This window comes from Sporolactobacillus mangiferae, assembly GCF_023336505.1.
Taxonomy (GTDB): Bacteria; Bacillota; Bacilli; order Bacillales; family Sporolactobacillaceae; genus Sporolactobacillus; species Sporolactobacillus mangiferae.
In genome coordinates this window covers 96,428-110,908 of the sequence record NZ_JAMAST010000003.1, presented here as the reverse complement: position 1 = coordinate 110,908, position 14,481 = coordinate 96,428, and the positions used below count along the sequence as shown (strand labels likewise).

The 14,481-nt window shown below is 45.6% G+C and carries 15 protein-coding genes; all 15 read left to right on the top strand.

Translation table 11 applies throughout. The features are described 5' to 3' along the window. The first annotated feature begins 37 nt into the window (after positions 1–37). The 15 genes from upp (at position 38) to M3N64_RS04770 (ending at position 14,170) form a co-directional block, all read left to right on the top strand. Positions 38–667: a uracil phosphoribosyltransferase gene (upp, locus tag M3N64_RS04840; RefSeq protein ID WP_249098920.1), complete on the top strand. Its 630-nt coding sequence runs from the start codon at positions 38–40 to the stop codon at positions 665–667. Positions 668–1,277: 610 nt separating this feature from the next. Beyond that, the gene (locus tag M3N64_RS04835; protein WP_249098916.1) at positions 1,278–1,508 is read left to right on the top strand and encodes an AtpZ/AtpI family protein; all 231 of its coding nucleotides are present in this window, start codon (positions 1,278–1,280) and stop codon (positions 1,506–1,508) included. A 365-nt stretch (positions 1,509–1,873) separates the two neighbouring features. Further along, the gene (gene atpB, locus M3N64_RS04830) at positions 1,874–2,617 is read left to right on the top strand and encodes a F0F1 ATP synthase subunit A (protein WP_249098914.1); all 744 of its coding nucleotides are present in this window, start codon (positions 1,874–1,876) and stop codon (positions 2,615–2,617) included. A gap of 66 nt (positions 2,618–2,683) precedes the next feature. Further along, on the top strand, positions 2,684–2,905 hold the full coding sequence (atpE, locus tag M3N64_RS04825; RefSeq protein WP_249098910.1) for a F0F1 ATP synthase subunit C: 222 nt from the start codon (positions 2,684–2,686) through the stop codon (positions 2,903–2,905). A 281-nt stretch (positions 2,906–3,186) separates the two neighbouring features. Continuing rightward, positions 3,187–3,672: a F0F1 ATP synthase subunit B gene (atpF, locus tag M3N64_RS04820; protein ID WP_249098907.1), complete on the top strand. Its 486-nt coding sequence runs from the start codon at positions 3,187–3,189 to the stop codon at positions 3,670–3,672. Further along, positions 3,669–4,214, top strand: coding sequence for a F0F1 ATP synthase subunit delta (locus tag M3N64_RS04815; RefSeq protein ID WP_249098905.1), 546 nt, complete (start codon positions 3,669–3,671; stop codon positions 4,212–4,214). Before atpF ends, M3N64_RS04815 begins: the two co-directional genes overlap by 4 nt. A 6-nt stretch (positions 4,215–4,220) precedes the next feature. Continuing rightward, positions 4,221–5,735 (top strand): F0F1 ATP synthase subunit alpha, encoded by a 1,515-nt coding sequence (gene atpA, locus M3N64_RS04810; RefSeq protein WP_249098902.1) that lies wholly within the window; start codon positions 4,221–4,223, stop codon positions 5,733–5,735. 289 nt (positions 5,736–6,024) lie between these two features. Further along, on the top strand, positions 6,025–6,894 hold the full coding sequence (atpG, locus tag M3N64_RS04805; protein WP_249098899.1) for an ATP synthase F1 subunit gamma: 870 nt from the start codon (positions 6,025–6,027) through the stop codon (positions 6,892–6,894). A 37-nt stretch (positions 6,895–6,931) separates the two neighbouring features. Next, entirely contained in the window at positions 6,932–8,341 is a 1,410-nt protein-coding gene (gene atpD, locus M3N64_RS04800; protein ID WP_249098895.1) for a F0F1 ATP synthase subunit beta, read from the top strand. 48 nt (positions 8,342–8,389) lie between these two features. Next, positions 8,390–8,818: a F0F1 ATP synthase subunit epsilon gene (locus M3N64_RS04795; protein ID WP_249098892.1), complete on the top strand. Its 429-nt coding sequence runs from the start codon at positions 8,390–8,392 to the stop codon at positions 8,816–8,818. A 452-nt stretch (positions 8,819–9,270) separates the two neighbouring features. Further along, positions 9,271–9,504 carry a DUF1146 family protein gene (locus tag M3N64_RS04790; protein ID WP_249099426.1) on the top strand — a complete coding sequence of 78 codons (234 nt, stop codon included), beginning with the start codon at positions 9,271–9,273 and terminating at the stop codon, positions 9,502–9,504. Between the two features lie 92 nt (positions 9,505–9,596). Continuing rightward, positions 9,597–10,370, top strand: coding sequence for a YwmB family TATA-box binding protein (locus M3N64_RS04785; protein ID WP_249098889.1), 774 nt, complete (start codon positions 9,597–9,599; stop codon positions 10,368–10,370). A 109-nt stretch (positions 10,371–10,479) separates the two neighbouring features. After that, a complete protein-coding gene (gene murA / locus M3N64_RS04780) occupies positions 10,480–11,811 on the top strand; it encodes a UDP-N-acetylglucosamine 1-carboxyvinyltransferase (protein ID WP_249098884.1) in 1,332 nt (443 codons plus the stop codon). A gap of 212 nt (positions 11,812–12,023) precedes the next feature. Further along, entirely contained in the window at positions 12,024–13,016 is a 993-nt protein-coding gene (gene spoIID / locus M3N64_RS04775; RefSeq protein WP_249098880.1) for a stage II sporulation protein D, read from the top strand. Positions 13,017–13,318: 302 nt separating this feature from the next. After that, positions 13,319–14,170 (top strand): peptidoglycan DD-metalloendopeptidase family protein, encoded by an 852-nt coding sequence (locus M3N64_RS04770; protein WP_249098877.1) that lies wholly within the window; start codon positions 13,319–13,321, stop codon positions 14,168–14,170. The last annotated feature ends 311 nt before the right edge of the window (positions 14,171–14,481 follow it).

Sequence of the window (14,481 nt, the reverse complement as noted above, 5' to 3'; positions counted from 1 at the left end):
CTTGCCTGAAGCGGCAAAAGAACGATGGAGGCACAGAATGGGTAAACTGATTGTATTAAATCATCCACTGATTCAGCATAAATTAACGATGATTCGCGATTTCAGAACTGGAACAAAGGCATTTCGTGAATTGGTTGATGAAGTTGCAACGCTGATGGCGTTTGAAATTACACGTGATCTTGCTTTAAAAGAAGTGGAGGTAGAGACACCGGTAGCAAAAGCGAAGGCTTATGAGATAGCGGGTAAGAAATTAGGCATTATCCCAATTCTCAGAGCGGGCCTGGGCATGGTAAATGGCGTTCTGAAGCTGATTCCGGCCGCGAAGGTAGGGCATGTCGGACTTTATCGCGATCCGGAAACACTTAAACCGGTTGAGTATTATGTTAAGCTGCCCGCGGATATTTCGGAGCGCGACCTGATTATTGTGGATCCGATGCTGGCAACCGGGGGATCTGCTTCGGCTGCGATTACGTCTTTAAAACAGCGCGGCGGTGTCAATATCAAACTGATGTGTCTGATTGGCGCTCCGGAAGGAGTTAAAGAAGTGCAGAAGGAACATCCGGATGTAGATATTTATCTGGCAGCACTTGATGAAAAGTTAAACGAGCATGGCTATATAGTGCCTGGACTTGGCGATGCTGGTGACCGCCTGTTCGGAACAAAGTAATAAATCAGGTTGTCTGGTTGTGGTGAAAATCCATTTCTCAACTTTCCTGTTCATGTAAGAAAACTTTTCATTGTTGGCGATTTGTCACAATTATATTGCGTTGTTATGGATAAATATGATTAGAATTCTAATTATAAGCTACGTTAAAGGGTAATGATGCTGAGTTTGATTCATTCGAAAAAAGTAATGAAGGATGTACACTCATTTTCACACTTGAATTCAGTGAACAGGTGAAAATTGAATTAAAAGAATCAGCGCCCTGGTTTTAACGGCAAAAGTTACAGAGAAAGCACGTGATGTTCCGTTTTCTCAATCCATAAGAGACAATTCCTTGCGAAATTTATTTTTCATTTTTTAACGCAAGGATTGCATTAAGATAGCGCTTTCGATAAAATGAAAAAGAAGTGTCTGTTTTGTGAACATGCTCTTGACGCTGAATAGGACCACACTTTTTCTGCAGCGAGAAAATGCGGCTTTATGAACGATTTGTGTCGAAGTCCATTTCTTAATGCAACGTTTCGAATGGTTAAACAGTGGACTCTTCAGTGCACAAATATGCCCAAGTGCAAAAGTTGTGGTATGGCGACTGTCTTTTTCGAGGGGGCTTTCGATGAAACAGAAAAAAACGCCCAGCACAATGCAAATTGCCGCAACAGTCAGTGCGATGGGCTTTGAAATATTTTCTTTCATTATCATTGGCGCACTTGGCGGCAGCTACTTGGATGGTCGATTTCAGACCAAGCATTTGTGGCTGCCGATCTGTGCGGTTGCCGGTTTTTTGTTTGGGATAATTAGCTGTTTCTACACATTGAAGTCCTTGATAAAAGAAGACGATCAATAGTAGGCTTCATGCGCTTGTGCCATGATCGCCTGCATGACGACTCTTGGATTAATCTGATTTTTGAAACCGGTGAGATCGCTGGCCAGCGGCTTTCCTCCTGGTGGATGAATCAGTTTAATATATATTTCATTTGCTTTGCCTGAAGATGGCAGAATGCCGGGTTCAGAAGGGCAACGGTCAGTAATCGAATTTTACATAGAACCGTCTTTGTTCAGAAGGTCCTGTTCGATGCATTGAGTGTATGCAACTTAATGATCCATACTGGTTTTTGTGCTTCTGGTGCCTCGTTGCCCACAGGCGGTAATGATAAGTTTTTTATGTAAAAACGCAGTAATGCGACTTTCTCGGCTAAAGGGGGGAAAATCATGGATCTGACTCCGAAAGTGAAATTTATGGGGCTGACATTTGATCTTACAGTCATTATCGGAAGCCTTGTTACAGCTGTGATTGTGTATATACTTGTGACACTTCTGGCGCGGCGTCTGAGCATCAGGCCTACCGGCAGACAGAATATGCTGGAGTATATTATCGATTTTATCAGCGGCATTACCGGAATTATGATGGAAAAGAAAGAATCATTGAAATACATTAGTTTTGCAATGACTACCTTTCTTTTTATTATGATTGCCAACCTGCTCGGAGTCATTGTCATTGTTACGACAGAAGTGACTGGGCCGATTCCGTCACTGGGGCTGACTGCTTCTGCACTGGAAGCGGCAAACCACTCGGTCAGTTGGTTCAAGTCGCCGACTTCGGATCTTAATGTGACCTTTGCAATGGCCGGCGCTGTCATGCTTTATTCGCATTTTGCCGGCGCAGTGAAACATCCGCTTGCTTATGCAAAAGATTATTTTAAACCATACTGGTGGATGCTTCCATTCAACATCATTGATGAATTGGCCAAGCCGGTCACGCATGCGGCTCGTCTTTGGGCAAATATTTTTGCTGGCGAGGTGCTGATCTTGATTCTGCGTGAAGGTACATTATACCTGACTGCAGCGCCGCTTTTAGTTTGGATGGGTTTCTCAATATTCGTAGGTTGTATTCAGGCCTACATCTTTACCGTGCTGGCTATGGTTTACATCGGACAGAAGGTGTCCGCAGACTGATTTATTGATTCAATCTATGCTTTTCGCATGAAACAAACCATAAACATTCTTAGGAGGAATATTTTTATGACTACTATTCTTGCTGGTGCAATCATGATTGGGCTTGGAGCTCTCGCAGCAGGTATTGGCGACAGTATTTTGTTTGCACGTTATATGGAAGGTATCGCACGTCAACCGGAAGCAAGAGGTACTTTATTTGGCCAGACAATGATTCTTTTCGGTCTGATTGAAGCTTTGCCGATCATCTCTATTGCCTTCGGGATTCTTGTTCTCTTTGGCATTGTCTGATGAGGAAGCAGCTGGGGGATTATTGCCCCCATTTTCTTGTACAAATCGGGAATAATAGAAGGATATACCATACTATCTACGGGTAATGCCAAGAGGCATGGTCTCACCGTGTTTTCTTATACTATGAGTAAGTATATAAATTTTAAGGAAAATAGTATAAGTGCAACTAGGTCTTTGCCTTCGCCAGGGGCTTGGCAAAGTCAAGTTTTCTAATTGCTGCACTTTCGAATGACATGAGCGAATCGTGGCAATAAAAAATGAGCGAAGGGAGTGCAGATGCGATGTCATTTGATCTGGGAACGATCATTGCACAATTAGTGATCTTTCTGATATTGATGGCGCTTGTAGCCTGGAAAGCGGTCGGTCCGGTCGTTGCAATTATGGACAAGCGCAAAAAGTATATTAATAACCAGATATCTGAAGCGGAGAAAAGCCGCGAAGATTCGCAAAAATTTCTTGAAGAGCAGAAAACAGAGCTCGACAAGGTTCGCCGCGAATCGCATGATCTGATTGAGCAGGCGAAGAGCCGCGCAAATGCAGAGGCAAAAGCAATTGTCGAAGCAGCGAAAAATCGGTCGGATCTGATGATTAAAGATGCAAATGAAGAGATTACCCTTGAAAAAGAAAAGGCAATTGCTGCGATCCGCGATGAAGTCGCTGATCTGTCGGTTTTGCTTGCGTCTAAGGTGCTTGAGAAGGAAATCAATCCTAAAGATTACGCTCAGGAAATTAATCAGTTAATAGAGCAAGTGGGGAATCAGCGATGAGCGAAATTGTAGCGAACCGTTATGCTCAGGCACTTTTCGAGGTTGCAGAAGAACGTGATGCGGTTGATGTGATTGAGTCTCAGCTTCGTATCGTAGCTGAAAGCCTTTATGAACACAAGGATCTCCGCCGCGTTCTGATGCATCCTCAAGTGAGCAGTAACAATAAAAAAGAACTTGTGAACAAGCTGTTTGAAAATCAGGCAGGTGTTGAAGTCCTTAATCTGCTGAGATTGCTCATCGACCGCAAACGTGAAGCCATCATTGAAGATGTGCTTGAAGCCTATACACGTATGGCGAACGAAAAACGCGGCATACTCGATGCCACAATAACAACGGCTGTTGCACTGGACGATCAGGAGCAGCAAGAGCTCGCGGATCGTTTGGGCACGGCACTGGGCAAGAAGTTGAGCATCCATGCTTATGTTGACAAAGCAATCATTGGAGGCATTCAGCTTCGTATCGGCGACCGTCTGTATGATGGATCGATTGCCGGGAAGCTGGCAGGCTTCAAACAGGAGATTAAAGTAGGGAGACAGGGGTGAAAAATCGTGAGCATTAAAGCGGAAGAAATCAGCTCATTGATCAAACAGCAGATTGAAAATTATCAATCCACCGTTGAAGTGAGCGAAGTCGGCACTGTCATCACTGTCGGCGATGGAATCGCCCGCGTCCACGGCCTTGATAGTGTTATGTCGGGCGAGCTTGTCGAATTTTCAGGCGGCATCCTCGGTATGGCTCAGAACCTTGAAGAGGACAACGTCGGTATCGTCATTCTCGGCCCTTTCACAGATATTCACGAAGGCGATTCAGTAAAACGAACAGGGCGCATTATGCAAGTGCCAGTCGGAGAAGCATTGCTTGGCCGTGTTGTTAATCCGCTCGGTCAGCCAATTGATGGAAAAGGACCGATCAAAACCGATAAGTCGCGTCCGGTTGAAAAGAAAGCGCCAGGTGTTATGGAGCGTAAATCGGTATTCGAACCGATGCAGACCGGTATTAAAGCGATTGATGCGATGATTCCGATTGGTCGCGGTCAGCGTGAGCTGATCATTGGCGACCGTCAAACCGGTAAAACGGCGATCGCAATCGATACCATTATCAACCAGAAGGATCAGGATGTTATCAGTATCTACGTTGCCATCGGTCAGAAAGAATCTACGGTTGCCGGTGTTGTTAACACGTTGAAAGAATACGGTTGCATGGATAAGACCATTGTTGTTTCAGCCGGGGCCTCAGAGCCGGCACCGTTGCTCTATCTTGCACCGTATGCCGGTGTCGCCATGGGCGAAGAGTTTATGTATAACGGCAAGCATGTGCTGATCATCTATGACGATCTGTCCAAGCAGGCAGCTGCATATCGTGAACTTTCCTTGCTGCTTCGCCGTCCACCGGGCCGTGAAGCATTCCCGGGCGACGTTTTCTACCTGCATTCGAGATTGCTCGAGCGCGCAGCAAAGCTGAGTGACGAATTAGGCGGCGGTTCGATTACCGCACTGCCGATCATTGAAACGCAGGCCGGGGATATTTCAGCCTACATTCCAACAAACGTTATTTCCATTACTGACGGCCAGATTTTCCTTGAATCGAATCTGTTCTACTCAGGTATCCGTCCGGCTGTCGATGCCGGTACATCGGTATCCCGTGTCGGGGGTTCAGCTCAGATTAAGGCAATGAAAAAAGTTGCCGGGACGCTGAAACTTGATTTGGCTTCCTATCGCGAACTTGAAGCCTTTGCACAATTCGGCTCCGATTTGGATAAAGCAACGAAGGCGAAGCTTGATCGCGGTCAGCGTACCGTTGAGATTCTGAAACAGGATCTCCACAAGCCGTATCCGGTTGAGAAGCAGGTCGCCATTTTGTACGCTCTGACGAAGGGCTATGTTGACGATGTAGCTTTGAATGACGTCAAACGTTTTGAAAAAGAATTGCTTGCTTATCTGGAACAGGATGAAAACGGCATTCTGGATAAAATCCGCAAGACGAAGCAGCTTCCGGATGACAAAGAACTTGGCGATGCTATTACTGCATTTAAAAAGACATTTGCTCCTTCTCAGGCAGAGTAAGCCTGAAAAATGAAAAAAGAACATGAAAGACGCATTTGATTCAACTGTTTATCCAAATATAATTTTTAAATTAGAGTATAAGTGCGCTTTCGCTTTTTTCGAAGAGCTTGATGAAGCCAGGTTCAGATAACAAAAACATTAGAGGCGTTTTAGTGTAAGTGCAGTTAAGTCTCTGTCTGCACCAAGTCTTGTCAGTCGGCAAAATTTCTAGTGAAGATTGGCCTGATTCTGACTGGTTGTGCCTGGGCATAATTAAGATTAGACGGGTTTTCAAGGGTGGTGAACGAACATGCCTTCAATGCGTGATATAAAGGAAAAAATCGCCTCAACCAAACAGATGCGTAAAATTACCAAGGCAATGCAGATGGTTGCGGCAGCAAAACTGAATCGTGCTCAGGCGACCGCACATGATTATTCCGCATATGCCGATCAGCTGCGTGAGGTTGTCGCAAGTATTGCAAGTACCATAACTAAGGACGTGAGCAGCAAGCATCCGATGCTTGCCAGCCGGCCGGTTAAGAAAACTGCATATTTGGTGATCACGGAAAACCGCGGTCTTGCAGGTGCTTATGACAGCACGGTACTGAAATACACGCAGAATCTGATCAAGGAAAAACATGCGTCTGAAGACGAATATGTGGTGATCGTGACCGGTAAAGTGGGGCTGAGTTTCTTTGAAAAGCGCGGCTATCCGGTGGAATTGAGCAAAACCGATATTCCGGATGCACTCACTTTTGATGATGTGCTTGATTTTTCTAAAAAGGTGATCAGCTTGTTTGATAATAAGAAGATTGATGAACTGCATCTGATCTATAACCACTTCGTCAATGCAATTTCGCAGACACTGGTGGACAAACAGCTGCTGCCATTGACCGATTTGGAAAACAAGCCTGCGGCGAAAGTCGAATATGTATATGAGCCAGATGAAGATGAGGTGCTTGAAACTCTTCTGCCGCTCTATGCGGAAGGACAGATTTATGGTGCTCTGCTGGATGCGAAGGCAGCGGAACAGGCCGCGCGCATGACAGCGATGAGAAGCGCTTCGGATAATGCGAGCGAAATTATCGATCATTTGTCTCTGTCCTATAACCGTGCGCGTCAGGCCGCAATTACTCAGGAAATTACTGAAATTGTCGGCGGCGCAGCCGCTCTCGAATAATCGATTGTTAGAAACAGCTTAAGAAGGAGGTAGTTCCATGAACAAAGGGTATGTTACTCAGGTCATGGGGGCTGTCGTCGATGTGAAATTTGAACGCGGCCATTTGCCTGAAATATACAACGCTCTGACAATTAACTATAAAGCGCAGTCCTCCAATGAAACGGACATTCATCTGACGCTTGAGGTCGCACTGCACCTCGGCGATGATTCCGTGCGCACGATTGCCATGGACTCAACCGACGGACTTGTCCGTGGCATGGAAGTAGAAGATACCGGGGCACCGATTTCGGTGCCTGTCGGCGATGCAACGCTCGGCCGTGTGTTTAATGTACTCGGTCAGGCCATTGACGGCAAGCCGGTTGCTCCGGATGTTGAAAGAAATGCAATACACAGAGATCCGCCGAAATTTGCGGAACTGTCAACGAAGACGGAAGTTCTGGAAACAGGGATCAAGGTCATTGACCTGCTGACTCCCTACATTAAAGGCGGCAAGATCGGTCTGTTTGGTGGCGCCGGTGTCGGCAAAACCGTTCTGATTCAGGAACTGATTCACAATATTGCTGAAGAACACGGTGGTGTGTCCGTTTTTGCAGGTGTCGGTGAACGTACACGTGAAGGAAACGACTTGTATTTTGAAATGACGGATTCCGGAGTTATAAAAAAGACGGCGATGGTATTCGGCCAGATGAATGAGCCACCGGGTGCGCGTATGCGTGTGGCACTGTCCGGTCTGACCATGGCGGAATATTTCCGTGATGTTGAGGGTCAGGACGTACTGCTCTTCATTGATAACATCTTCCGTTTCACACAGGCCGGTTCCGAAGTATCCGCGCTGCTTGGCCGTTTGCCTTCAGCCGTTGGTTACCAGCCGACACTGGCAACCGAAATGGGTCGCCTGCAGGAGAGAATTACATCGACAAAAAAAGGCTCGGTAACTTCAATCCAGGCTGTTTATGTGCCTGCCGATGACTATACCGATCCAGCGCCGGCAACAACTTTCTCACACTTGGATGCAACGACGAACCTTGAGCGGTCACTCACCCAGATTGGTATTTATCCGGCCGTTGATCCGCTGGCATCCACTTCGCGCGCTTTGTCGCCGGATATTGTCGGTGAAGAACATTATGAAGTAGCTGAACGTGTGCAAATGACGCTTCAGAAATATCGCGAACTGCAGGATATCATTGCGATTCTCGGTATGGATGAACTGTCCGATGAAGATAAACTGACCGTTAGCCGTGCACGTCGTATTCAGTTCTTCCTGGGTCAGAACTTCCACGTTGCAGAACAATTTACAGGTGTTCCCGGCTCTTATGTAACTGTCGAGGAGACGATCAAAGGATTCAAGGGCATTCTTGACGGAAAATATGACGATGTTCCGGAAGAAGCATTCCGCAACACCGGTACTATTGAAGATGTTCTGGAAAGAGCGAAGCAGCTGGTTTAATAAGCGTCGCAAGTGCGACCACCCAGACCTAATGAAGGAGGCTGTCTGATGAGTACGGTGCATACGGATATTGTCACACCTGCCGGCAAAGTGTACGAGGGAGACGTCCATATGGTATGTGTGCGGTCTAAAAACGGTGAATTAGGTATTTTGCCGCACCATCTGCCGATTGTTGCCCCTCTCGAAATCGCGCTGGTCCGGTTGAAGCATGAAGACGAGAAACAGGTCGATTATGTTGCCGTTCATGGCGGTTTTATTCAGGTAAGCCGTGAAAAAATTACAATCCTTTCGGAAGCAGCCGAACGTAAGGCCGATATTGATGTGGAACGCGCAAAAAAAGCAAAAGCCGAAGCCGAGAAACAGCTTGACACGCTGCATGAAACTTCTGAGGGTTATGCAGAAGCATTGAAAAAGCTGAAGCGCTCCGAACTTAGACTGTCCACTGCTGCACTGAATGACACAGTCCCGGAAGCATAAACGACATTTCATAAAGCCTCCCCATGATTTTCAGGGGGGGCTTTAATTTATATTAAGCGTTTTTTTTAGTATACGCACATGTTTCCATTGGCTTTGCTTTTCGTTTCCTGCTGCCACGTTGTGCTTTTTTATTGCGCACACTTGAACCTGCTCAACCGTTTATAAATGGTACAGAATTACCGAGTATACTAAAACCGCGTCCATTGTAAAATAAGTGTGGTTATTTTTGCTCAAACGCGTTAAAATGTTCACAGGCAAAAACATTATCAATTCATTAAAAATACATTACGTTTAAATGACAAATAAGGAGATGAATACATAATTTCTCTTGGTGCCGCGAAATACTTTGTATTGTCTGAATGATAAGGACTAGGCATTACATAATCGGCACAAGTCTGTTTCATTTAATAAATGATACAAATAACGATAAATACAGGCGGTGGCATTCGTTGATGGTTAATTCTGGTATTCAGGCATTGGTCAGCATTTTTGTTCACCTGACTTTTCTGGCTCTAACCTGGTGGGCGATGCAGAGTGTAAATCTTAAAGTCATGTTTCGACACCCGAAAAGCCTGCAGGCAAGAGTTTTCTGTGTTCTGCTGGCCATTGCTGTCAGTTATCCGGTTGCAAAGTTTTTTCTTGATTATGCAATCTGGTCTCTGATGCTGCCGCAAATGTACGAATAAGCCGATAATTGAAGTCTGATTTTGACGAAAAATTCTGCGTATGACCTGCTCATGCTTCAGGCAATACTGATGGCATGAGAGGGGCGGACGCAATGAAACGGAAATTATTGTTTATTTTCCTTATCTTTCTGGGGATGCAAATGTTTCCAGTAACGAATCAGAATTGGGTATCGGCAGAGCGAAATCGCCAAAATGAGACTGGCGATCTTGAACGCGTTGCGCAATTCGCTCATGTGCTGGAAGCAAGTCATGCAAAGGTTACAGAGTGGTCGGTCTACATTCGCGAGACTGGAAGATCAGCAGGCATTACGCATGCTGCGTTTAATCGTGAAGTGAAGAATAAACTGCGGGAGTTGCCTGATTATGCATGGCACAGACTGCAGGCACACGATGGAACGATTGGCTGGGAAGGTACAAGAAAACTGCCCGGAAGCCATGCTGAAATGGTTGTACGCGTAATGGGCTATCCAATCGGAACTCGTTATCGGACCGTCACACTGTACCATGTAAATGGTGAACGATTTAAGCAGGCCGAATGGACGAATAACAAACGGCAGATTCGTGAAGAAATTCCAAAAATTTTTCACGGACAAGAGCATATCTACACTTGTGTAAAAGCGGATCGCAGTGCTAAAATGAATCTTGCCCTGATTGAAGAAGGAAAGCGATATCTTGACCTTTTTTCAGCCGCTCCTGTTGAACGACTGCAAGAAAAAACCTTTGTATCAATTTCCGCATATACTAAGGCATGGAACAACGCTATTTATACAAAAAATAAAAAAATGAACATTCAGGCAGCCTTGAGAAATGATGGAGACCGGACCATTATTGTCCTTGGCTCACCGATCATTACGGTGGAATACTAAGCGGGAGCGAATTCCTGTGACGCCGTTTTGATTTGATCCAGAAAAATACGCGGCACGGAAGAATGTTCCGGATCGAGCGAAGAGATAATTGGACGCGGAGGGGAAAAGTTTGGAAAAAATTATCGTTCATGGAGGGAAACGGCTTTCGGGCTCTGTGAAAATTGAAGGTGCAAAGAACGCTGTTCTTCCTGTTATTGCCGCATCAATGCTTGCTTCTGAGGGCACGAGCAAAATATATAATGTACCGGAACTCGCAGATGTATACACGATAAATGAAGTTTTGCGTTATTTAAATACATCGGTGAATTACAGCAAAAAAACCATCATGGTGAATGCAATGGCGGAACTGTTTACAGAGGCGCCGTTTGAATATGTCCGGAAAATGCGGGCTTCTTTTCTTGTCATGGGTCCGCTTCTCGCAAGAGTTGGTCATGCCAAGATTGCACTGCCCGGCGGATGTGCGATTGGATCCCGGCCTATCGATCAGCATCTGAAGGGTTTTGAAGCGATGGGAGCCAAAGTGACCATTGGCAACGGATCGATCGAAGCAAAAGTTGACGGCAGGTTGAAAGGAACCGTTATTTATCTGGATTTTCCAAGTGTCGGTGCAACGGAAAACATTATAATGGCAGCTTCGCTTGCCGAAGGAGAGACTGTTCTTGAAAATGCGGCACGCGAACCGGAAATTGTGAATCTGGCGCAATACCTCAATGCGATGGGTGCAAAGATCAGCGGCGCCGGTTCGGGAAGAATAATTATCGAAGGTGTAGAAAAAATGCACGGCGCGGAGCACACGATCCTTCCCGATCGGATTGAGGCGGGCACTTACATGATTGCGGCTGCAATTACCGGTGGTAACGTGCTCATTGAAGATGCAGATATTGAAGATCTGCGCCCACTGATCGCCAAGATGCGTGAAATGGGCATCACGGTTGAAGAGGAATCCGTTGGTGTGCGTGTCATCAGCAATGACCATTTTCAGGCGGTTGACGTCAAAACCATGCCGCACCCCGGCTTTCCAACTGATCTTCAGGCGCAAATGATGGCACTTCTGCTGAAGGCGCAAGGCACATCAGTGATTACGGAAACTGTTTTCGAAAATCGATTCATGCATGTTGAAGAATTCAGAAGAATGAATGCAACGATTAAAATTGACGGACGTTCGGCAATTATCGACGGTTCCTGCGATCTTCAGGGGGCGGAAGTGACTGCTACCGATCTCCGTGCAGGAGCAGCGCTTGTGATCGCGGGACTTGTGGCAAAAGGGTATACACGAATCAGCCGCCTGCATCACATTGACCGTGGATATGTTGATCTGGCCGGGAAATTACGTGCACTCGGTGCTGATATCGAGCGTGTGAACATTAGTGAAGCCGAACAGCCGGTTGCTGTATCTGAGGAACTGGGCAGTTCTCTTGGCATTAATCCAAAATTTGCATGATGGAATATCATTAAAATCAGTATATTGATGATCTGCACCCGAATATTTATTATCCAGGGTGCATTTTATTTTTTAATATAATAAGCGGAATTTTCAGTCTATATAAAGAGAGAATATGCCAGCCATCTAAAAAAATACATAGAAGCATGTTCTAATTACTAAGGAGTGCACATAATTTTATATTATCACAATCTCCTGGAGGCAATAACTTTATGAAGAAAGCCGCCATACTCCTGGTCCTCTTCGCACTTGTCATCATTGTTGTTCCTGCAGTTGTTGTGCTGCCCTATACACATCGTGCAGCAGGAGAACTGCAGCAGCAAAACAGCAGAACTCAAAACGCGGCACAGAAAAATCAAATCAGCATTTCAGTATATCGATCCGCACAGAAACAGACCGATCAAGTGAATCTTGATGAGTATTTAATCGGTGTCGTTGGCTCAGAAATGCCGGCAAAATTTCGGATTGAGGCACTTAAAGCACAGGCAATTGCGGCACGTACATATATCATGGCACGAATCATTGACGATTCTAATGTACGTGTGACTGATACGGTACAGAATCAAGTGTACCACAGCCCCGAGGAATTAAAGAAGATCTGGGGGAAAGACTATTCTTGGAAAATGAAAAAGATCAGGCAGGCGATCAGGGAAACCCGTAACCAGGTCGTGACTTACAATGGAAAACTGATTTCACCGGTATTTTTCTCCACCAGCAATGGACAAACTGAAAATGCTGGCGACTATTGGGAGAATGAAGTGCCCTATCTGCGCTCGGTCGATAGTCCTTGGGATAAACTGTCTCCGAAATATAAAAATAAGAAAATCATGGCCCGCAGCAACGTCGAACAGTCACTCGGTGTTACGCTCAGCAGACGAAGCGGCAAGCTGGGAAGCAAGGTACAAAGGACGCCGACCGGACATATCGCTCATATTGAAATTGGCGGCAAGTTATTTACCGGGCGGCAGGTTCGGGAAAAACTGAAGTTGAGTTCAACAGACTTTCAGCTGACACAAAAAGGAGATCTGATTACAGCAGACAGCATTGGCAGCGGACATGATGTCGGCATGAGCCAGTACGGTGCTCAGGGAATGGCGCGGGAAGGAAAAAGCGCCGAACAGATTCTTACCTATTTTTATCAGGGGACCCGGATCAGTAAAATGACGGTCAAACCGCAAAAATCAAATACGGTTGCAAAAAAATAAGCGAAAAACATAAGGTGCCGGAAAAGGCGCCTTTTATGTTTAATTTAGAAGCTTGTGAATGTCCATGCCAGCCAGTAGGCTGAGACAAGCTGTTAGTTCTATTATAAAATATTTAAGAACCAGGCTCCAGGCTGATTCATGATAGGCAATCTGAAGTGAAAGGGAATACAACCCTGTGACAGAGCCAATCTTTTAATCCATTCACTAATTTAATAAATTTTCTAACAAAAAAGACATAATTTCGTATTTTACATGTATAGATCCTGGCGATTCTGATCAGAATGTTGCTGAGGTGATACAAAGTGTCAGAGAACAAAGATCAGAACAAATCGCAGGAAAAAGAACTTTCCGGTCTTCGCAAACTAGCAAAACGGCGCTGGTTCTATCCCGCAGTCTATCTATGTGCCGCATCGCTCGTACTTACCGGCGTGCTGCTCTTTCAGATGAACGGTGCGGATAAAGCCGGTCAGGAGGCACAGGATCGGACAGTTTTTAATCAAAACAAACCGACGCCCCACGCACAGAATGCCGGTGATGAAGTCTTTGAATGGCCAGCTGAGGCAAAGGATACTTCCGTAGTTCAGCCATTCTATGATGTGAAAGGGACTGAAGAAGATCAGCAAGCCGCTCTCGTAAACTACAACAATTCATACGTCCAAAATACAGGTATTAACATTGGCGCGAATGATGAAAAATCGTTTGCAGTTACAGCAGCGATGAGCGGTACAGTAACCGAAGCGTCCAAAGACGATACGCTCGGATACAAAGTTACACTGAAACATAAAGACGGTGTCGAAACAATGTATCAAAGTCTCGGATCCATTGATGTTGCAAAAGGCCAGGAAGTAGCGCAAGGCGAAAAAATTGGAACAGCAGGTACGGAAGCACTGAATAAGGCAATGGGTGTGCACCTGCACTTTGAAATTCGTAAAAACAATCTTCCGGTCAATCCTGAAAACTACATGAATAAAAGCGCTTCAGACGTAAAGGCCGTTACAGTCGGTGCAAAGGCTGCCCCGACCAATGCGTCGGCATCTGAAAAAACCAAAGATCAGAGCAGCACAAAAAGCCCAAGTCAATCGGAAAAAGGATCCAAAAGCGATCCAAATAAAGGTTCCCAGATCGACAGCAGCTCACTAGATTCCGGAAACTAAATCATGGGCACATACCTAATGCGCAAAACGGTTCCTGCACAGGGCCGTTTTTTTTCTATCTGGGAAATTATAAAATCGGGATTTATAGATAAAGGTTCAGAACGGGTCATGATCATGGGTCTCCAATCACGGGGCACAGGAAGCAGCGAAGTCGGTAAAAGATGCATCCCTCCTCATAAAAATAGAGAATTAACATGTGCTTCATATACAGAGGGAACAAAGGTGGGTAAAATGAAAGTATAGACCTTTGATCATGGAGGCGGCAGCGATGCATGCACTATCATTTGGACCAAAGGCAGACTGCACGGACT